This window comes from Parachlamydiales bacterium, assembly GCA_041671045.1.
In the GTDB taxonomy this organism is placed as follows: domain Bacteria; phylum Chlamydiota; class Chlamydiia; order Chlamydiales; family JABDDJ01; genus JABDDJ01.
This window is the reverse complement of sequence record JBAZCF010000004.1, coordinates 143,104-163,327: the sequence shown is the minus strand read 5'-3', so window position 1 is coordinate 163,327 and position 20,224 is coordinate 143,104. Positions and strand designations below refer to the sequence as shown.

Here is a 20,224-nt window from a genome sequence, read left to right as displayed (position 1 = left end):
AATATATACTTTCATGCAAAAAAACACATTATCGTTTGCTTTATTCTTAACTATCCTTTTCCTTACAGGCTGTTCATTCGAAAAAGCCTATACTCCCCCCTCGGTTGAGCTATGCGATCAATGGAAAACTGACAACTCCGCATGCGAAGAACAACCTTGCCATGAACCTCTTCCCATATTCTGGTGGAAAATTTTCGATGATGAGCGCTTAGACACTTTGGAATGTCAAGCCCTAGCCGCTAATCCCGATTTAAAATCTGCTGCAGCCAACCTCCAACGCGCGGCAGCTTCCGCCCGCATACAGTATGCCGCCCTATTTCCAAATGTCATCCTCAATCCTTCCTTGTACCATGCCGGAACGCGCGTCCCCAGCTTTTTCGGTATTCCAGCCGTCGATTCGCCCGGTAGGATACAAGAACGCATTTATAATTTCCCCTTTTCTGCTTCTTATGATCTGGACCTTTGGGGACAATACCGTATGAATTTCAATGCTGCAGAAGCAACAGCCGAAGCAGCCTATCATCAACTACGGAACACATGGCTCATACTCACGATTCAGGTGGCCAAAAGTTATTACCGCATCCGCGCCTACGACGACCAATTGCAAGTCATAGAAAAAACCCTAACATCGCGTAAAAAAGCTGTAGACCTTAATCAGGAACGTTATGACAAGGGGCTTTCCAATCTTTTGGACGTCTCGAGGTCCAAAGTAGAGTTTGATAATGTCCTAGTACAGAAAGATAACCTGATCCAAGCAAGGGGCATAGAAGAGAATACCCTAGCGGAATTGACCGGTTTGGCTGCATCCTGCTTTTGTGTAGGTGATTCTCCCCTCTATGAAGAACCTCCTTGCGTACCGCTTGAGCTGCCATCTACAGTCCTGCAACAACGTCCTGATCTTGCCGAGGCAGAAAGGCGCCTTTACGCAGCGCAGCAAAACATCGGCGTAGCAGAAACAGCCTATCTCCCCTCCATCGCATTGACAGGTCAGATAGGCTACTCCAGCAGTATTTTCAACCAACTTTTTGACTGGGAATCGCGCTTCTGGTCCTATGGCGTCCAAATAGCCCAGCTGATATTCGATGCAGGGGCAACAACAGCCCAAGTGGACGAAGCTGTCTCAGTATTTCTACAACGCGTAGCCGACTTTGAAAAAATCGTCGTCAAAGCCTTTAAAGAAGTTGAAAATGCTCTTGTGAATGAAAGAGCGGCAAACGATAAAATCATCCATCTAGAACGCGCTGTCGAAGATTCAGCCCAGACCTTTAAGCTGTCCAATAACCGCTATAATGCAGGCCTGACCAATTACCTAGATGTTGTAGATGCCGAACGCACATTATTAAACGCTGAATTATCCCTTGCACAGGCCAAAGGGGAAAGATATACCGCCTTATTATCACTGATAGAAGCCATGGGAGGATCCTGGTGAAAAAAGTATTGATCATTCTGCTTCTTTTAGCACTGGCCGCAGCCGCTGCTTACTATTACATTATTCACAAAGAAGCTGAGAAAGATGCTAACGAGATTATTTTGTATGGCAATGTAGACATCAGGCAGGTTGAACTTGGTTTCCGTGTACAAGGTAGAGTAGCAAAAATGTTTTTTGATGAAGGAGATCTTGTCAAACCGGGACAGCTTATGTCATTCCTGGAACCGCAACCCTATGAAGATAGGGTCGCACAAGCCAAGGCCAGTGTCGTTTCCACTCAAACCTCGTTGAACAACCTGGAAAGCATCTTAAAAAGACGCCAGGAGCTTATCGGCTCCGGTTCAGTCTCTGTGGAAGACCTTAACGACACACAATCCCAACGCGACATCAAAAAAGCGGACCTATTGCAAGCACAAGCAGAGCTAGGTGTTGCAGAAACAAATTTTAAAGACACCTTCATGTACTGCCCTACCGAAGGGACAATACTCACACGTATACGTGAACCAGGCAGCGTCGTCGAACCCTCCATCCCTATCTACACCCTTTCCATCAAAAGCCCTGTATGGATCCGTGCATTCGTCAACGAACCCAACCTAGCTAAAATCTATCCTGGAATGCCTGCCGAAATCTTTAGCGATACCCCCGGCACACCCATCTACAAAGGTACTATAGGTTTTATCTCGCCTATAGCGGAATTCACACCCAAAACAGTAGAGTCCACAGATCTAAGGACAGATCTCGTCTACCGCCTCCGCGTCGTCATCCCTGAACCGGACAAATGGCTAAGGCAAGGGATGCCCGTGACAGTAAAACTTAGAAATGAACTAGGTGCCAAAGAGAGTCCTCCTCGTGCAGAGTGATCCCCTGGTTATCATAAATGAGCTCAGCAAACGATTCGAAAAGAAAGGCCCTCCCGCTTTAGACAATCTCAACGCCCGCTTTTTTCCAGGTAAAATCATTGGACTTGTAGGACCGGACGGCGCAGGAAAATCCACTCTCATCCGCCTAATTGCAGGATTACTCCTTCCTACCACCGGTACAATAACGGTCATTGGATTTGACTCGGTGAAGCAGGCAGAGAACATCCATTCCAATATTGGATATATGCCTCAAAAATTCGGCCTCTATGAAGATCTCACGGTACAGCAAAACCTCAACCTCTATGCTGATCTACGCGGTCTCCAGACTAAAGACCGTCAAAGCACCTTCGAAAAGCTGCTGGCCTTTACCGCATTAAAACCATTCACCGGAAGGCTAGCCGGCGCCTTATCAGGGGGCATGAAGCAGAAATTAGGCCTTGCTTGCGCTTTGATAGTCCCTCCAAAACTCCTTCTACTAGATGAACCTAGCGTAGGCGTCGATCCCATCTCGCGGAGGGAATTATGGAAAATGGTACAAAATCTCCTCTCAGAAGGGATCTCCGTCGTATGGAGTACCGCCTATTTGGATGAAGCTGAACGGTGCGACGATATCCTGCTATTGAATGAAGGAAAGCTCCTCTTTGCAGGGCACCCCAAAGAACTGACAGATAGAGTAGAAGGACGCACCTTTCAAATACGCTCAATCGAAACACGCAAACGGCAAGTCCTGGTCAACGCCCTTAGGCAAGATGCCGTCACCGACGGCGTCATCCAAGGCAGCAATGTGCGCATCGTCCTCAAAAAAGATGCCACGCTTCCGCCGCTGTCGGATTTCCATGCAGGCAAAACAGCCGAGGTCATCCCCGTCACTCCCCGCTTTGAAGATGCCTTCGTCGACATCCTCGGCGGCAGCCCCGGCGGAGTCTCGCTCCTTGCCGAAAAAACTCCCATTGTCTCACCTAACTCAGAATATACTGTAGAGGCTAAAGGGCTATATAAACGTTTTGGCACCTTTTACGCCGCCAGCGATATCACCTTTGCCATCAAGAAAGGGGAGATCTTTGGACTGCTCGGGCCAAACGGAGCAGGCAAATCCACCACCTTCAAGATGATGTGCGGCCTGTTAAAACCCACTGCCGGTGAAGCCTATGTGTGCGGGTTAAACCTCTCCCATGCTCCGGGTGAAGCCCGTGCCAAGTTGGGATATATGGCGCAGAAATTCTCCCTTTACGGAAACCTCTCCGTAAAACAAAACCTCGAGTTCTTCTCAGGGATCTATAACCTAAAGGGCAAAATTCGTTCAGACATGATCAATGAAATGATCGAGACCTTCAGTCTAGAGCCCTACCTCAATATATCCGCAGAACTGCTGCCACTGGGCTATAAACAAAGGCTCGCCCTCGCCTGCTCAGTTATGCATCGGCCTCAAGTCCTTTTTCTCGACGAACCTACATCCGGCGTCGACCCTATCACCCGACGGGAATTCTGGACCCATATCAATGGGCTGGTAGAAAAGGGAATCACAGTAATGGTCACAACGCATTTTATGGATGAAGCTGAATACTGCGACCGCATCGCACTAGTATATAAAAGCAAGATCATCCAAATGGGCACACCGGACGCACTAAAAGAAATCGCTATCACAGCCGATAACCCCAACCCTACGCTTGAAGATGCCTTTATTGAACTTATCCAACGGTTCGATCAGGAGAAGTCAGCATGAGCGGCTCAGCACGTAGGTTAAAAGCCCTCATTATCAAAGAATCCTTCCAAATCGTACGCGATCCCAGCAGCATCCTTATCGCTGTCATCCTCCCCTTAATCCTAATGTTCATTTACGGGTATGGCGTTTCTCTAGATATCGACCACCTGAATATCGGCTTAGTGATGGAAGATACCCGTACTGACGCTCAAAGCTTTGCAGAATCACTGACCAATTCGCCCTACTTTAATGTGAAAATCGCCCACAATCGCAAAGAGCTCTATACCGAAATGGCAAAAGGGCATGTACGGGGTATTGTCATCGTACCCTTTTATTTTTCTGAATTCCTTCACAATAACAACAGAATCGCCCCTATCCAAATTCTTGCCGATGGCAGCGAACCGAACACTGCAAGTTTTGTGCGCAACTATGTCCAAGGGGCCTGGAATAAATGGCTGGAACAAAGGCGTATCAATGATGGACAGAGGGGGATCAGTCTGGTTCAACTCCAGTCGCGCGTTTGGTATAACGAAGAGGTCAGAAGCCGCGATTTTCTACTCCCCGGCTCATTAGGGATCATCATGTCCCTCATCGGAATTCTATTAACCGCTCTTGTTGTAGCGAGGGAATGGGAAAGGGGTACTATGGAAGCTCTTATGGCTACTCCCATTCGTATCATAGAACTTGTTTTTGGCAAGCTTATTCCCTATTTTTTTCTGGGCATGATGTCCATGCTGCTTTGCGCAGCTATCACAATATTCTTCTACGAAGTCCCCTTCCGCGGATCCTTCTTCGCACTCTTGGTTGTTTCCAGCGCATTTCTCTTTGCCGCCTTAGGTATGGGCCTCTTTATCTCTACCGTATCCAAGAACCAATTTGTCGCTTCCCAAGCTGCTGTCACAGCTGCCTTCCTCCCGGGACTCATGCTTTCAGGCTTCATCTTTGAAATCAGCAGCATGCCAAAAATCATCCAGTGGATCTCATCCACCCTGGCAGCCCGTTATTTTGTCAGCGCGATGAAGACACTCTTTCTTGTCGGCGATGTGTGGTCTATCCTGTTGTACGATATTGGCTGCATCCTGATTATCGCGGCCTTCTTCTATATCTTAACCTCGTTCAAAACTGTCAAAAGGTTGGATTAGACAATGTGGGGCAGAATCAAAGCGCTGATCATCAAAGAGATCCTTGCCATCTGGCGCGATAAGAAAAGCCGTGCTGTCCTCATTTTACCACCCATCATGCAGCTGCTCATTTTCTCTTTTGCCATCACCCTCGATGTCAATAATGTCTCTGTAGGAATTCTTAACAGAGATAACGGCAGCCTCTCCTTTGAGTTGATCGAGCGCTTTCGCGGATCCCCCTTCTTCACCAATATCCTGACCCTTAATAACATCTCTGAAATTGCAGACGTCATAGACAAAGAGAAAGCCGTCATAGTCTTTCAATTCGATGAGGACTTCTCACGCAGACTACAAGAAGGAAACGCAGCCTCCGTTCAGGCAATTCTGGACGGCAGAAAATCGAATACTGCCCAAATTGTGCAAGGCTATGCTTCCGAGATCATACAAAACTTTAGCCAGGAATTTCAGAAGAAAAATAACTTCCCCGTTCTAAACACAGCCCTATTCCCTTACAATTGGTATAATCCTAATCTGATTTACCAGTGGTTCACTGTCCCCAGCTTAATTGGTATCCTAAGTATGTTAATAGGGCTTATTGTCACAGGGTTATCGGTTGCACGCGAACGAGAGCTCGGCACCTTTGACCAACTCCTTGTGTCACCCCTTTCTCCCAGCGAAATACTTTTCGGCAAAACTTTACCTGCCATCATTATCGGCATGGTAGAAGGATCCCTTGTGGCTTTTGCAGCGATATACTTTTTTAGAATCCCTTTTGAAGGATCATTCCTGCTGCTCAATTTCAGCATCTTGACCTTTATCTGCTCTATCGTGGGGGTGGGGTTGTTCATCTCTTCCCTCGCAAAAACACAGCAACAGGCCCTGTTAGGGGTTTTTGTTTTCATGCCGCCAGCCGTCATGCTCTCAGGCTTTGCTACCCCTGTGGAGAACATGCCGACCTGGCTCCAAAATGTCACCTGGGTTAATCCCCTCAGGCATTTTCTTGTGATTGTGAAAGGGATTTTCCTGAAAGGAATCCCATTTGAGATAGCCTTTGCCCATCTCTGGCCAATGGCTATTATTGCTGTTGTCACACTAACGGCTGCAGGGTGGTTTTTCCGCAGCAGATTAGAATAACGCCTAACTTATCAACCTATTTTAGAATTACCTCAAGCAGCTTATTTCGATCCCCTACCGTCTGAGTGATGGCTTGGTTGGAATATAATCGTTCTTGGGGATGAAATTTGCCTTCAGGCCATCCTAAATACTTATTATGAAGTTGACCTATTTGGACTAGTGTGCCGTCTGTTTTTTCAATCATTGATAGTTTTACAATTTTATTAGTCATTTGCAGCTTAAAAGAGCTAACCTTATGCTGAGAGATACTCATGGCAAAAGACATCGTATCAGGGCATTTCTTCACAGCTCCCTTGATCGAAATAGAACATTCATGAGAAAGAAATTTTTTCTCAATTTCAGGGAAGTTTCTAATCAAATATAATAGATGCCTTGCTGCAGTGGAGTTTTTTGCAACTAGATATTGCAAAAGGTTGAGCTGTCTACCCTCCACATCGCAATTATCGCCTTCAATTTTATGCTTAAATTTCACATCAAATCGCATCTCCGCTAATTGATCCGAATTCTTAGCAAATAAATTTAATATAAAGATTAAAGGCTCATTGAGAGATGCATTCACGACAAATGACAGTGTATCAGAGCATTTTTTCTTAGTTCCGTCTGTCCACACAGTGCATTCGTGATAAAGAAATTTCTTTTCAACTTTAGGGAACTTTTCAATTAATCTTAATAATTGTTTTGCTAAAGTGGAATTTTTTACTAAAAGATATTGCAGGAGATTTAACTCATTACCTTCCACTTTGCAATCTTTACCCTCAATTCTCTGTTGAAATTCCAACCCAAAACGTATATTCGTCAGTTGGTCCGGATTCTTTGCAAAATCATTCAAAAGCTGCCCAATTTCAAAATCAGTCGTCCCCACAAAAATAACTTTTAGATCGATGGCACCTCTTTCAATGAAAATAGTCCTTATTTTAGAGGTAGGGAACTTCTGGTTTTCGATTGCAGCTGATAAATATTCTGTTTTGATATCTTTAAAATAACCTTCAGCATTTATAAATAATTCATCGCCCACAGTCTTTTCAGAACACAATATTCCATATGCTAGAGATAAAATAGCTTTTTTGAGGATTACCTCTTTTTGCGCTTCGTTAGAATACCCTAAATAATCCATGCAGCTGTAAAAAAGACGTGCTAAGAAAAATTGCGATCTTTTAGATTTTCCTAGTTCAATTTCACTTTGAAGCGTAACAATGACTCCGGTTTCTGCAAGAGATCTAGCTTTTCTAAGAACATTTTTGCTAGCATCCCCCTTATAAATAATGAGCGACTTGCATAGAACAGTAGGAGAAGGGCCTTTGCCTGTTTCCGGCAACGTCTGTTCATTTGAATTACTAAAGATCTTTAAACACGAAGTTATTACACTAGCCATTTTTGTAAAACCATAATTAACAAATTAATAAAATAATTATATTAACATCTATAATTAAAATCAAACATTTAAAATATTTAATTTAGCATGCTTGCTAAAATTAAAGTTATCCTTTACTCTTACGGATAAGTCGATTCCTAGGTGAAAAATGGATACTGAACTCTTAAAACCCAAAATTTCCTCTAAAACTCCCCCTAAGAATTCCTATGTAGATATGAATAAGGTGGGGGTCGTTATTTTGGGCGGCGGGCAAGGTACACGTCTCTATCCTTTGACAGACTCACGCTGCAAACCAGCAATCAGCTTTGCCGGAAAATACCGTTTAATCGATATTGCTATCTCCAATGCAATACATTCTGCATGTTCTAAAATCTATGTCATCACTCAGTTTTTATCGACATCCCTACACAAACACATCTGCAGAACTTATACCGGAAACAATATTTTCAATGACTCCTATGTAGATATTCTTACCGCTGAACAACGTCCTACCAATCATACGTGGTACGCCGGCACTGCAGATGCGGTACGCCTCAACATGGACTATCTCACCGAAGCTTCTGTCGACTACTATCTTATCCTTTCCGGCGACCAAATCTATTCAATGGACTTCACTCCCCTTGTTGCCTTCGCCCACAAAACAGATGCCGACTTAGTTGTCTCAAGCCTCCTAGTCAATGAGGAAGATGCTAAACGTATGGGTATTATGAAAATTAATCCCCAACACCAAATTCAACAATTTGTGGAGAAACCACAGCAGAAAGAAATTTTAGACACCCTTAAAATCAACTCCACTCAACGCAAACACCTATCCCCCCACTCCTCCTCCAAAACTCCCTTTTTAGGCTCAATGGGAATCTACCTATTTAAACGCGAAGCCCTCATTAAACTCCTAGAAGAAGAAAGCCGCGAAGACTTCGGTAAACACCTCATCCCAGTTCAAATCGCTAAAGGCAATACCTATGCTTACATTCACAACGGTTTCTGGGAAGATATCGGCACAATACGCTCTTTCTATGAAGCTAACATCGCATTAACGTATCCTGAACCCGTTTTCAACTACTACAATGAGAACTCCCCCCTCATCTGCGCCCCCACAAAACTCCCCGGATCACGCATCAACAACACACAAGTCAAACACTCCATCATCTGCGACGGATGCGACATCGAAGCAAAAGAAATCACACATAGCATCATCGGACCAAGACAAATCATCGGCGCCGGCACCATCGTAAAACACAGCTACCTCATGGGAAATGATTTCTACCAACCACCCCTCACCAACCGTTTCCCGGAAAAACTTCATATTGGCAAAAATTGCGTCATCAAGAAAACTATCATCGACAAAGATGTCAGCATTGGCAATGATGTTAAACTCATCAATAAAGATAACTTAACTCATTACGACAGCGAACATGTCTACATCCGCGACGGCATCATCATCGTAGCACGCGGATCAACGCTGCCGGATGGATATACACTCTAGAGAAAACTTATGGCAGTCTGGGCTATAGCCGACCTACACCTATCTTTCGGCGTTCCTAACAAAGAAATGGATATCTTTGGCGCAAACTGGAAAGAACACTACAATAAAATCGAAGCCAACTGGCGCGCAAAAATCACTGAAGACGACCTTGTCCTCATCCCCGGTGATATCTCCTGGGGCCTAAAGCTGGAAGAAGCTAAACCAGACCTCGACTGGATCGATAAACTCCCCGGCACCAAAGTCCTCCTACGCGGTAACCACGACTACTGGTGGTCCTCCCTCAAACAAGTTGCACAAATCCTTCCCCCCTCCCTGCATGTCATACAAAACAATATCTTCTACTGGAAAAATGTATGCATCGGCGGAAGCAGACTCTGGGATAGCTGGGAATACAACTTCAACAAGTATATCCCCTATAACGAAAACCCCGCATCCAACAAACTCACCTACCAAGAAAAACCCGACGACCCCTCACAACGCGATAAAATCTTCGAACGTGAACTCATCCGCCTCGAAACAAGCCTCAAAACGCTAGACCAAAAAGCCGACTACCGCATCGCCATGACACACTACCCTCCCATCAGCGCCGACCTAAAACCCTCCCGCGCCTCCGAAATCCTTGAAGAATATAACGTCAACGTCTGCGTCTTCGGTCACCTCCATAATGTCGTCCACACCCACGACCCCCTCTTCGGTACCCGCAACAACGTCCAATACATCCTCACCGCCGCCGACTACCTCAACTTCGACCCCATTCTTCTAGGGGGCATTGCCCCCTAGAACCCCCACCAAAGAGCAAAGCCCTTTGGAAACCGCTTTCCTCCCTTCGGGCAGCAAACGAGCGTGCCGACTCGGACCTTAGCTCAATTTTATTATTTATATTTTTTATATGCCTGCTCGTACCTTAGCTTAGTTTTATTACTTATATTTTTTATTTGGGAAATAACATCTAGGAACCCATTAAAAAGCAAATATCTAAAATTATTAATCTATTTATGGGTCTTTGAATTATCAAGGACTAACAAAGCTGCGACAAGTCGCAGCACTCCTATACTAGGGAACGTTTTTATAGTCAGAGATATTATATGCGGATTCAAAAGGACGCCAGTCCTTTTGTGGGGTTAGGGGCGAAGCCCCTGAGGGAAATGAAGATGGGGGGGGTGCCAGGGGGGATTTTATCCCCCCTGGCGGGGTTCTAAGGGGCAGAGCCCCTTAGCGGATGGGGCAGGCGCCGGTGGGGCAGGATTCCATGAGGAGTTCGTCGCGCATTTCGATGCCGGAGTAGTCTACGTCTCTGAGTTTAGAGGTGTAGGCTTCGAAGGCTTCTTGAGTGGTTACCTCTTGAGGGAGGTAGGCGTACCCGAGGTCTTCGGCATTTTTTGTGGGGTCATTGCGGAAGAGGAAGGAGACGCCGACGTAGCAGTCCCAGTTGTGAATTAGCCAGTCGATGATGGCAGGGATTTCGGAGGGGTCGTAGGAGATGGTATTGGAAACGTTTTGTTCGCACCATGTTTCTTGGAGAGTTTTGTACCATTCGAGTTGTTCTACGGCGCTATCGCCATTGATGTCTACTTCTTCTACGGCGCCGTTTTTGCGGGTGACGGTTTTGCGGGAGAAGGGGACGTTGTCGTAGCGGACGGGGAATTTTACGAGTACGGATTCTGGTTCGTAGGGTTTATCGGCAATTTCGTATCCGGCGGCGCGGAAGCGTGCGACGAGGGGATCGTGGCGTGAGAAGGTGATATTATTGAAAATATAGCGTCCGAGAGGCATGTGAACGCCTTCAGGAACTTCACCCCACAGGTCGGTGGCCATAATTTTGCTTAGGGTACCGCTGGGTTTCACGCAGGTGACGTTTTTGGGAAGAGGAGAATCCAGTTCGTAGGCCATGCTGTAGGCGGCGCTGACGGTGATGTTGCGCATCCTTTTGAAGTCGTAGGCGGTGAGATCTGGTCGAGCGCGGATACCGGTGAGGCCAACGCCGCAGAGGTGTAGGAAGGAGTTATTGAGGTGCCAGGCTTCTTGGAGGATTTCGTCGCGTAGGTCTACCATAGTTTGTCTGTAGTTCATTCTACCGGCGAGGTATAGGGCGCGTTCGAGGCCGATTTTATCGCCTTTGAAGGCGAGGACATTGACTTCGGTTAGGTTGCAGAAGCTTTTGTTGCCGAGGAGGATTTCGCAGCAGGGGTTAACACCTTGGAACCAGGGGGCGCGTCTTTCAGCTTCGACGGCGTTGATCATGCCGGGTTCGGAGCCGCCGGCATCGAGCATCATTTGGAACATTTCTTCCAGTTCGCGGCGAGTGGGTTTGCGGCGGAAGAGGAGGCTGTTGTTGGATTGTTGTCTATGGGCCTTATCGCGGAGCCACCATTCTTTTTTGGCGGAGGCGAAGTCTTGCCATTCGGGAACGCCGTATTCGAAGAGGGCGATTTGAGCGGAGCGGCGGCTGGATAGGATGGTGCCGAGCCAGTTGACGATATCGAGGATATCCATGCGGGTGAGGAGTTGGTCGGAGCGGTCGGAGAGGATTTTGGCGATGGCTTTGAAGGCGATGGCGATTTGTTCATCACCGGAGGAGATCCATCCGTAGCCTTTTAGGCGAGTGCCGGCGGGACGTATTTCGGAGAAGTCGAGGATGAGGGAACGGGCGGGGAATTTTCCGGCGACCAGTTTACCGATGGCTTTGGCCCAGGCGACAGCGGAGTCGCCCACTTTGATACGCCATTCGTGAGTTTGAGGATTGTAGGTTTCGACGTTGTGAGGGACGCCGCCTTTTTCAGTGCGTTGTGAGCGGATGACAATGATATCTTGCAGAGGGCGGCGGAAACCGTTGAGAGTACCGGTGATAGGTCTGAAGCCGACGCCGCAGCCTTGTAGGAGGAGCCAGAGAACGTCGACGAGGTCGTATACGGTTTCGACGTGAGTGTATGAGCAGTTGAACATGCATGATTCGCGAGTGCGGCTAAGTTCGGTACCGCCGAGCCAGAGAGTGCGTCCGGAGGGGGCTAGGTAGCGGTCAACGATGAGGCTGCGGATTTCTTCTAGTTCGTGGTCTTCCCTGTCATTGAGTGGGCGGTTGAGGGCGCGTTCCCACAGCCAGCGTTGGTGTTCTACTACGCGGTCCACGACTTGGTTCCAGCTTTCAAGCATGGTTCCACCTTCTACAACGGGGCGGTGGTAGGTGCGCAGCGATGTTGCCATGGCACGTGGTGTGGGTTTAGTCATGGTGATGTTCCTTATAAAGTTTTTGTTGTGTGTGAGTGTGTGAGTCTTACAAGATGTTGTAGTTTTTAGGATCGCTGCTACCACAAGTTGTAGAAAAACGCCTTTGGTATCTATCTTTTGCGCTTAAAAGTCAAGATAGGGCGGGGCATTAATTCGCAAACCTATGGGTTTTGGATATTTGCGATTCAATAATGTGGAATTTCAATTCGTCATTAATTGGCGGAGCCTTGAGAGTGCATTGTCGCTAGGATCTAGGGGTGCGGATGCATCTTTTATGCGGCGATTAGCTTGTAAAGTTTGGAGGGCGTTGACTTTACCGTCATTGTCGCGATTTTGGTGAAATTCGAGACAGATATCGAGGAGGTCTTGGAAATCCTCTTCTGATTCTAGGAGAGGGAGGACTCTGACAAGAACATCTTTGAAGAGGGAGGCGTCGCCTTCGGTGGCGAGGAAATGTAGGACTTCGAGGAAGAAGTCGAGTTTATCTTCGTCCTCTTGTTGGTCATCGAGAAGTTGAGCGATGAGGCGGTTGGCGGTGCGGGGTTCATTCTGTGCGATGAGGCGAATTTTTTGGAGGTTGAACCATTTGTGTTCGGAGATGTATTCGGAGAAACCTTCGATGATTTCGGCAGCGTAGGTAAAGTTAGCGTTATCGATGAGGTCGGCGATGTAGTCGAGGAGGAAGCTTTCGATGTCGTGAGCGCAGCCGGCGGAAACATATTCGAAGACGGTGATGGGGTCGGCGCCTTGGTCGGCGTTTTCTTCGAGGATGATTTGGAGGTTAGCGATGATATCTTGTATTTGTTCGCTATTATCGATATCGCCTTCGTCGTAGATATAAATCTGGTGGTCTACTTCGTCGCAAAAGAGGGAGAGGCAGGGCTTATCTGTGATAAGGCGTCGCCAAAGTTCGAAGACGATGAGGTAGATTTGGTCATAGGTTTTGCTTTCGACCCGACGTTCGGATAGGATTTCGTCGCAGAGTTCCTCAGGCGAGTCGTGTTGTTCGGCATAGGCTAGAAAAGAAATGCGATCTAGCAGGATGCCATTCGTTTTAAGTCTTTCAAATAAGACAGAAAACGGCATTTCTCGATAGTCTTCCACTTGCCAATCCTCAACAGGGACAGTGGGATCCCGCAGCCAATTCAGGCGCAGGGATGTATATAAAGCACGACGCTCGTGTTCCATGAATTCCTCTTAACTCACACTACAAATATACATCAAAACAGTATTCAATATCCATAGCAACTGATTAGCGCAACGAAAAAAGACGTCGGGCGTTTTCTGCCGTTGCGGCGGCTACGGTTTCAAAAGGTATTCCCTTCAAGTCGGCGATGACTTGGGCAGTTTCTATAATATACGCCGGTTGATTTTTTCTGCCCCGTTTTGATTCGGGAGCGAGATAGGGAGAGTCTGTTTCGATAAGGAGATTATCTAAAGGGACGGCTTTGGCCACATCCTTTAGGATTGCGCTTTTTTTATAGGTAACGATGCCGCTGAGGGAGAGAAACCAGCCACGGGAAACCACTTCTTTGGCTTCCTTTTCGTCGCCAGTGAAGCAGTGGAGAACACCGGGGGCGTGCTGGCCATTCACGGTGTAGTGGGCATCGAGAAAGCGGAAAAAATCTGAAAAAGCGTCGCGGCAGTGGATAACCACGGGCAGGCGGCATTCTAATGCTAGTTTTAGATAGCGCACTAAAAACTCTTGTTGTAGCACACGTGGAGAGTGTTCGTAGTAGTAGTCTAGTCCGGTTTCGCCTACGGCAACGAGATCTCCGTTGCGGGCATGGGAGGCGAAAAGTTCAAAGCACTCCTCCCCTTCCTTTTCCACGTCGTGAGGAGTTGTTGCCCCTGCATTAAAAACTTGAGGATAGCGTCGTCGCAGGTCTACCCCTGCAGCCATGGATGCGGCGTCGGTACAAATATTTACGATAGAGCCCACGCCGGCAGCTTGTGCAGCAGCGATCAAAGCGTCCGCATCGGGAAGACATGCGGCAGAAGTGATATGGGCGTGGGAGTCTATCAGCATTTAGCGTACCTGTGCTACCGGAACGGGCAAGCGTTCCAAAGAATTCAGTACAGAGTCTTGTGTTAGAACTTGGGGTAGGATCTCGGGTTTATCCCCAGGTCTCCCATTATACAAGATATAAAGAGGAACACCGCTGCGGCCGAATTTTTTCAGGTATTGCGTGATGACAGGATCGGATTTAGTCCAATCTGCTTTCATTTTGACAACGCCTTGCTCCATCATTTTTTGGTTTACTTCTTGGGTGCTTAGCACTAGGTGGTTGGTCTGGCAGATCAGGCACCATTTGGCGGTGAAATCCACAAAGACGGGAACACCTTGCGCTTGTAAAGCTGCGATACGATCAGGGTCGAAGTTTTCCCAGCCACCGGCGTGGACAGCAGAAGCTACGGCAGGTGTCTCATCGGATGTTTTACCGGCGGATAAAATGCACTGGCCGCCAAATCCTACGAGAATCAAGGCTAAGACCATGCTGAGCATGCGTGTTCGTTTGCTGCGGTGCGGGGCGCTCCAGCGTCCATAGATCCAGCATGCTAGAGATAAAATGAATAGGCCGATCAGCAGCATCGATTGGGATACCATGTCCGTTTGGAAGCCGAAGACCCAGACAAGCCAGAGGACGGAGCCTAGCATAACAAAGCCCATGAACTCCTTAAAAGAGTCCATCCAGGCACCGGGTTTGGGGAGGTAGCGCAGCATGCTGGGGAAAGCAGCTAGCAGTAGGTAAGGGAAAGCCATTCCCAAGCCGAGGAACGTAAAGATAAGGAGGGATTCTGCGGGCGGCAAAGTCACGGCATAACCTACAGCAGATCCTAAGAAAGGTCCGGTGCAGGGAGTAGCTACTGCAGTCGCGAGGATACCATTGCTGAAAGAGGCTAGCATGCTTTCCTGTTTTTCAGCAGGAGCAGCGGAGCGGTTGCCGACCCAGGCAGCAAAGAAGGCGCCGAATTCGAAAACACCGAACATGCTGAGACCGAAAACAAGCATGACTGCAGCTAAGATTCCTACGAAAAGAGGTTCTTGCAGCTGGAATCCCCAGCCCACAGTACGGCCGTAGGCTTGCAGGATCATCAATAGAGACGCAAGGACCCAGAAAGAGATTAATACGCCTGCAGCAAAAGACAATCCATGTTTCAGGATTGTGCTGCGGTCTTGTCCTGACATCCTTACAAAGCTTAGGATTTTGAAGGAGATGACAGGAAGAACGCATGGCATCAAGTTAAGGATCATCCCGCCCAAGAAAGCCATGGCCAAAGCAAGCAGGAAGCCGCCGGCGAAATGGAACTCATCCAATTCGGAAGTCATTTCCGGAAGTTTCATGGGAGGATTTTGAGCTTCAAGCATAGCCAGAAGTTCAGGACTTCCTTTGGCATCGACAGGCGCATCGATAGAATAGCCTTTTTTGCCTTCCGGCCCGTGAACGACGATGACGCCGCGCAGAGGTTTTGCTTCATATTGCGCGTATGTAGGCAAAGCGATAGCAACATTTTTGTTCTGGTTAAGAATCTGCAGAGGCTGTTTATGGTCGACGACCTGCTGATCTTGAGAGAAGAATTCAATTTTTGTGGCATTTTGCGCATCTGTGTCAATCTGTAGAGCCAACAAGCCATTTTGATAGACGGCGCGGGCAGCGCTGATCTTTTTAGGCAGGGCTTGGCGAGCGTCGGCAAAAAAGTCTTTGTGAAGGGACGCTACTTGAGTCGTAGGCGCCACAGTAATTTCTTGGGTCAGCGTAGCTGATCCGGGCAGGCACATCTGGTCTGAGCATGCAACCCACTGCACTTCAGCTGTGATGGCGCTGACATCGCCTGCTTTTACTGTGTCGGGAACATTGATTTCTGCGAGAAGTGCGAATGGTTTAGCGTAACCAAACCCTATTTGGCCTTCTGTTTCGAAGCGGTCAGGGGTTGGCCAGGTGACTTCTGTGACAGTATATCCTGGGGGAAGGATCCATTGGAGCTGCGCTCCCATGCCCACATCGCCGGGATTCTGCCAATAACAATGCCAGGGATCTTGGACATCGAAGGCGATGGCTACGGTAAAATTACTACCTGGCTGCACTGCTTTTTGTTCAATCTTCATTACGGCTTCCACAGAAGAGCCGCCGCCCATCATATCTAGCCAATCTTCTTTATCCATCGCGGCCAGAGCCCCGGTGCTTAAAGAAAAAGTTGTTATTAATACGAGCAATAAACGAATGATAAAACGCATCCAAACCTCTTGAATTTTGGGTATTCCTTTATGCAATGCCTGCATTAATTCCCGATAACAGCTTGACAAATAGCAAAGGAATCAGGGAGTATACCAATTTACAAAGAACTCTTTAAACCTCAGATTCTGAAATTGTTAAGAACTTACAATTAATACTATGATTATATACAATCTTGTTTTAAATAGCAACCCTTTTATTAACGCTTACTTTAATAGCGACCTGTTTGGTAAGTGTATATTTATAGCATTAATTAGTGCTTCATTAATTAGTTGGAGCCTTATTTTATATAAATGTTGGCTGACTAGAAAAGCAAGGAAATACTCTACAAATTTCCAATCTATTTTTGAAAGACATCAATTAGATCCCCTAACAATTTCAGCCGAAGCCCCTAAAGAAGAAATCAACCCTTTCCGTGACCTTTATTTTATTTTAAAGCGGCAGACGTTGGAGCTCCTACGTAAAAATCGGCATTATGCGTCGGCCCACCCGACGGGAGAAACTTCAGCTTACCTTTCCACCGCGGATATTTCACTTGTCGAATCACACCTTGCCGGCGGAATTGCCCAGCAATCCCAAAAATTAGAAGCCCATCTTTTTGTCCTCGCCATGATCGTCACATTAGGTCCCTTCTTAGGACTTTTGGGAACAGTATGGGGTATCTTAATGTCCTTCGGCGAAATGCAGTCCAGCGCAGCCAACAATCAGGCCATCCTTGGCGGTATTTCTTTAGCCCTTGCAACGACCGTTTTAGGAATTCTCGATGCTATTCCGGCACTCATCGGTTACAGTTACCTTAAAAGTTCCTGCAAAGCCCTTTCTACAGATATGGAATGCTTCAGCAATGAGATGCTTGCGGCGATAGAACTCCATTACCGTAAAGTGGACATGCCATAATGACACGCAGACGCATGATCGGAATTAGAAGGCAGCCGGTCACGGAAGCTGAGCCTGAGCTTAATCTTACTCCACTTATTGATGTCGTTTTCGTCATACTTATCATGTTTATTGTGATTGCTCCATTAATGGAATACGAAAACATCCAACTAGCAGAGGCTTCCATTGCCGACTTATCACAAGCAAAATCCGTCGCAGCGAGCAGCGTAATTTCGATTCATGTGAAAGCCGACAATACCATCTCATTAAATGGAGAATGCGTAGGATGCGAGAACCTTACCGTGAAATTACAGGAGATGAAGCAGCAGCATCCTGAAATCACGCCTCAGCTTTTCCAAGACAAACGTGCACAGTTTGGAACTTATCAGAAAGTGAAGAATGCAACGGAAGCAGCAGGTTATGCTTCGTTAGACCTGATATTATCTCCGCCATGAGTAAACACAAAACGTTTTGGATTATATTTGGCTGTGTGGCCTTCCTCCACCTTGCCGGCATAGGTCTGACAACACTAGGACCGCAGCGTCCCTCTTTTACTCCAGCAAAAAAACAACATATCGTCGTAAAAAACATCCCCCTCAATCCCGTTACGTCTATAGCACGTCCCCCTTCAGCAGTCACTCAAACGACGGCGATCTCTAAAGCTCCCTCTGCACCTGCCTCCGCTTCACCTAAACCTTCTGCTCCATTGCCTACACCCCCTCCTGCCCCTATAATTGCTAAAGCTGCCCCGCAGCCTAAGCCTACCCCTCCTCCAAAAACAGTTGCACAGGCACCCAAAGTTACTCCCGCTCCTGTTGCCAAAAAAGTTCCCGCCCCAACCCCAGCACCAAAACCGGCCGTTCAAACCATTACAGTCGCAAAAGAACCCCCGCAACCTCCCGGACTTTCAGCCGAAAAAAAGGCCCTCATTGCAAAAGCACAGGCCAGCTTGGCTAAAGTCGGATCCACCCCTCCTACAAATCCTAGTGTCTCTCCACCCGCTTTTCAAGATCTGACTATCGAAATAGGAGAAATAGCCTTGGGGGATTATGGCAGTGTAACTTCAGATTATACCTCCCTTGTTGCAGGACGCATACAGTCTGCATTAACCTTGCCTGAACATGGCAAAGTGGAACTCAAATTAACATTGCATAAATCAGGGCGGGTATTGAAAGCAGAGGTGACACATTCGGCCAGCCAGAAGAATAAGACATATGTTGAATCCCATCTTTCCAAGCTGCAGTTTCCGCCCTTCGGAGCCTTCAATTCTCAAAGCGAAGAATTCTCTTTCGATTTAACCTTAGTTAACGCACCCCGTTAATTAATCTTCATTAGTTTTATCATCCACTTAAAACAATTAAAAAATAACAGTAGATAAAAACATCTACTTCTAAAGTTAATAAATTAATTGCAAAATAACTAAATATAACATATAAACAATGGATTACTAATATATTAAATACGGTTTTAACATGACTATTACTTCAATTAATTTCGGTGAACAAACAAAAAAAGCAGAATCAATAGCTTATGCAATAGGCAAGCCTTATATGTCCGGAACTATATTATCAGTTAATAACACCTCTGGCTTTAATATTAGTCACAATGGTTATAATTATATGACAAAAGATAGTATCGAGAATTATTTAGAGTTTGTAACCAAATATTTTGAAGATTTAATTGCTGGTGCGACTGTTGAAAGTGAACCCACCCTCCATTATAAAGAACGCTGCAATTCCATTTTAAGAAAAGCCTATGACAACTTAGAAATACCACGTTTTGCCTCTGCAGTAGATAAAATTTTAAAAGATTATACTCCCACCAAACTCATGCTCGTTGATAAGGTAGAGCATAACCTACACATTCTCAATCAAACAATTTTTCAGCGCATCGAGATCCTCTTCCTTTATGGAGAAAAGATTCCTTCTAAAGAAAACATCGTAAATCTTGATGAAACATCTTTACGCAATATAAGGAGCTTGCTCAACAGAAAAAAATGCACCGTTGAAAACACCCCGAAAAATCTGCGACTGGAAAACCTTATTATAAGTATCCTCAAAGGGGAAGAAGTGGAATGGAAAAAGAAATCAGTATCTATTCTCGATACTGTTTCAGTGGTATCTCATGGCAATTATGAACTTCCGATCAATGATAAGCCCTGCGATGAGTATGGATATAGACCGGTAGATGATCCTGAAAATAAAAGTATCAATCTCCAGTTAAAAGAAAAAAAAGTTCAATACACCAAAAACCGGGTCGAAGAAGATATTGCCGATTTTACAGAACAAGTAGACCGTCAAAAGACTCTCCGTGCAATGAGCATGCATTTTAAAGAGACTCTGAAACGAAGACTAAAACTCCTATTCCCAAATGAGGACGTCAGACAAGAAAATTGGGCAATTGTCCATCTCTTTGAGGAGCTAACAACGCATTTGATGCACACTTTGGAAAGTGAACTAGAACTCCAAGCTCGCTTAAAGAATGATGAACTTGGGATCGCAAACTTATTTGCTGAAAAACCTTCTCCCCTATCCTTCTACATCAAAGAATTCAAAGCTCAATTTGCAAGCAAACTTTTGAAAACATATCCTACCATAACCATTCAGGGCGAAAATGGTGAAGAAATCATTCAGAAATCGGAGCCCTACGTAAGTGCAAGGTTTCAAAGGGTTGTAATAGAATTGTTTAATTTAGATTCGAATCACGACGATAACTTTATCAATAACGTTTTCTCACTTTTCAACATCCACTTAGAGGACTAATAAAATTAAAACCCAATGAAAT

General features: G+C 46.3%; 16 protein-coding genes. 11 read left to right on the top strand and 5 right to left on the bottom strand.

Going from position 1 to position 20,224, the window contains the following annotated elements; translation table 11 throughout:
* Nucleotides 1-13 precede the first annotated feature (13 nt).
* The 5 genes from WC222_06785 to WC222_06765 are packed head-to-tail and all read left to right on the top strand — an operon-like array spanning nt 14 to nt 6,246.
* Nucleotides 14-1,429: an efflux transporter outer membrane subunit gene (locus WC222_06785; protein MFA6916084.1), complete on the top strand. Its 1,416-nt coding sequence runs from the start codon at nt 14-16 to the stop codon at nt 1,427-1,429.
* Nucleotides 1,426-2,289, top strand: a complete 864-nt coding sequence (locus tag WC222_06780; protein MFA6916083.1) for an efflux RND transporter periplasmic adaptor subunit — start codon at nt 1,426-1,428, stop codon at nt 2,287-2,289. The genes WC222_06785 and WC222_06780 overlap by 4 nt, the downstream gene beginning before the upstream one ends.
* A complete protein-coding gene (locus tag WC222_06775) occupies nt 2,279-4,012 on the top strand; it encodes an ATP-binding cassette domain-containing protein (GenBank protein MFA6916082.1) in 1,734 nt (577 codons plus the stop codon). Before WC222_06780 ends, WC222_06775 begins: the two co-directional genes overlap by 11 nt.
* Nucleotides 4,009-5,133, top strand: coding sequence for an ABC transporter permease (locus WC222_06770; protein ID MFA6916081.1), 1,125 nt, complete (start codon nt 4,009-4,011; stop codon nt 5,131-5,133). Before WC222_06775 ends, WC222_06770 begins: the two co-directional genes overlap by 4 nt.
* Nucleotides 5,134-5,136: 3 nt before the next feature.
* Nucleotides 5,137-6,246: an ABC transporter permease gene (locus WC222_06765; GenBank protein MFA6916080.1), complete on the top strand. Its 1,110-nt coding sequence runs from the start codon at nt 5,137-5,139 to the stop codon at nt 6,244-6,246.
* Nucleotides 6,247-6,262: 16 nt separating this feature from the next.
* Here WC222_06765 and WC222_06760 read toward each other — a convergent pair whose 3' ends face one another.
* Nucleotides 6,263-7,618 (bottom strand): hypothetical protein, encoded by a 1,356-nt coding sequence (locus WC222_06760; GenBank protein MFA6916079.1) that lies wholly within the window; start codon nt 7,616-7,618, stop codon nt 6,263-6,265.
* 148 nt (nt 7,619-7,766) lie between these two features.
* Between WC222_06760 and WC222_06755 the strand changes: the two genes are divergently transcribed.
* Nucleotides 7,767-9,104 carry a sugar phosphate nucleotidyltransferase gene (locus WC222_06755; protein ID MFA6916078.1) on the top strand — a complete coding sequence of 446 codons (1,338 nt, stop codon included), beginning with the start codon at nt 7,767-7,769 and terminating at the stop codon, nt 9,102-9,104.
* A gap of 9 nt (nt 9,105-9,113) precedes the next feature.
* Entirely contained in the window at nt 9,114-9,884 is a 771-nt protein-coding gene (locus WC222_06750) for a metallophosphoesterase (protein MFA6916077.1), read from the top strand.
* A 432-nt stretch (nt 9,885-10,316) separates the two neighbouring features.
* Here WC222_06750 and nrdJ read toward each other — a convergent pair whose 3' ends face one another.
* The 4 genes from nrdJ to WC222_06730 form a co-directional block, all read right to left on the bottom strand.
* The gene (gene nrdJ / locus WC222_06745) at nt 10,317-12,329 is read right to left on the bottom strand and encodes a ribonucleoside-triphosphate reductase, adenosylcobalamin-dependent (protein ID MFA6916076.1); all 2,013 of its coding nucleotides are present in this window, start codon (nt 12,327-12,329) and stop codon (nt 10,317-10,319) included.
* A 201-nt stretch (nt 12,330-12,530) separates the two neighbouring features.
* Complete coding sequence (locus WC222_06740; protein ID MFA6916075.1) at nt 12,531-13,517, bottom strand: hypothetical protein; 987 nt, start codon at nt 13,515-13,517, stop codon at nt 12,531-12,533.
* 64 nt (nt 13,518-13,581) lie between these two features.
* Nucleotides 13,582-14,358: a TatD family hydrolase gene (locus WC222_06735; protein ID MFA6916074.1), complete on the bottom strand. Its 777-nt coding sequence runs from the start codon at nt 14,356-14,358 to the stop codon at nt 13,582-13,584.
* Nucleotides 14,359-16,566: a thioredoxin family protein gene (locus WC222_06730; protein MFA6916073.1), complete on the bottom strand. Its 2,208-nt coding sequence runs from the start codon at nt 16,564-16,566 to the stop codon at nt 14,359-14,361.
* Nucleotides 16,567-16,723: 157 nt separating this feature from the next.
* Here WC222_06730 and WC222_06725 point away from each other — a divergent pair, with 157 nt between their 5' ends.
* The 4 genes from WC222_06725 to WC222_06710 all read left to right on the top strand — a co-directional run bounded on the left by WC222_06725 (nt 16,724) and on the right by WC222_06710 (nt 20,202).
* Nucleotides 16,724-17,461 carry a MotA/TolQ/ExbB proton channel family protein gene (locus WC222_06725; protein ID MFA6916072.1) on the top strand — a complete coding sequence of 246 codons (738 nt, stop codon included), beginning with the start codon at nt 16,724-16,726 and terminating at the stop codon, nt 17,459-17,461.
* Nucleotides 17,461-17,895 (top strand): biopolymer transporter ExbD, encoded by a 435-nt coding sequence (locus WC222_06720; GenBank protein ID MFA6916071.1) that lies wholly within the window; start codon nt 17,461-17,463, stop codon nt 17,893-17,895. The genes WC222_06725 and WC222_06720 overlap by 1 nt, the downstream gene beginning before the upstream one ends.
* Nucleotides 17,892-18,761 carry a hypothetical protein gene (locus tag WC222_06715; protein ID MFA6916070.1) on the top strand — a complete coding sequence of 290 codons (870 nt, stop codon included), beginning with the start codon at nt 17,892-17,894 and terminating at the stop codon, nt 18,759-18,761. Before WC222_06720 ends, WC222_06715 begins: the two co-directional genes overlap by 4 nt.
* A gap of 151 nt (nt 18,762-18,912) precedes the next feature.
* A complete protein-coding gene (locus WC222_06710) occupies nt 18,913-20,202 on the top strand; it encodes a hypothetical protein (GenBank protein MFA6916069.1) in 1,290 nt (429 codons plus the stop codon).
* The last annotated feature ends 22 nt before the right edge of the window (nt 20,203-20,224 follow it).

Coding starts and splice junctions, on each gene's coding strand:
- WC222_06785 (MFA6916084.1), top strand. CDS start 14: ATGCAAAAAAACACATTATCGTTTGCTTTATTCTTAACTATCCTTTTC.
- WC222_06770 (MFA6916081.1), top strand. CDS start 4,009: ATGAGCGGCTCAGCACGTAGGTTAAAAGCCCTCATTATCAAAGAATCC.
- WC222_06765 (MFA6916080.1), top strand. CDS start 5,137: ATGTGGGGCAGAATCAAAGCGCTGATCATCAAAGAGATCCTTGCCATC.
- WC222_06760 (MFA6916079.1), bottom strand. CDS start 7,618: ATGGCTAGTGTAATAACTTCGTGTTTAAAGATCTTTAGTAATTCAAAT.
- WC222_06755 (MFA6916078.1), top strand. CDS start 7,767: ATGGATACTGAACTCTTAAAACCCAAAATTTCCTCTAAAACTCCCCCT.
- WC222_06750 (MFA6916077.1), top strand. CDS start 9,114: ATGGCAGTCTGGGCTATAGCCGACCTACACCTATCTTTCGGCGTTCCT.
- nrdJ (MFA6916076.1), bottom strand. CDS start 12,329: ATGACTAAACCCACACCACGTGCCATGGCAACATCGCTGCGCACCTAC.
- WC222_06740 (MFA6916075.1), bottom strand. CDS start 13,517: ATGGAACACGAGCGTCGTGCTTTATATACATCCCTGCGCCTGAATTGG.
- WC222_06735 (MFA6916074.1), bottom strand. CDS start 14,358: ATGCTGATAGACTCCCACGCCCATATCACTTCTGCCGCATGTCTTCCC.
- WC222_06730 (MFA6916073.1), bottom strand. CDS start 16,566: ATGCGTTTTATCATTCGTTTATTGCTCGTATTAATAACAACTTTTTCT.
- WC222_06725 (MFA6916072.1), top strand. CDS start 16,724: ATGATTATATACAATCTTGTTTTAAATAGCAACCCTTTTATTAACGCT.
- WC222_06720 (MFA6916071.1), top strand. CDS start 17,461: ATGACACGCAGACGCATGATCGGAATTAGAAGGCAGCCGGTCACGGAA.
- WC222_06715 (MFA6916070.1), top strand. CDS start 17,892: ATGAGTAAACACAAAACGTTTTGGATTATATTTGGCTGTGTGGCCTTC.
- WC222_06710 (MFA6916069.1), top strand. CDS start 18,913: ATGACTATTACTTCAATTAATTTCGGTGAACAAACAAAAAAAGCAGAA.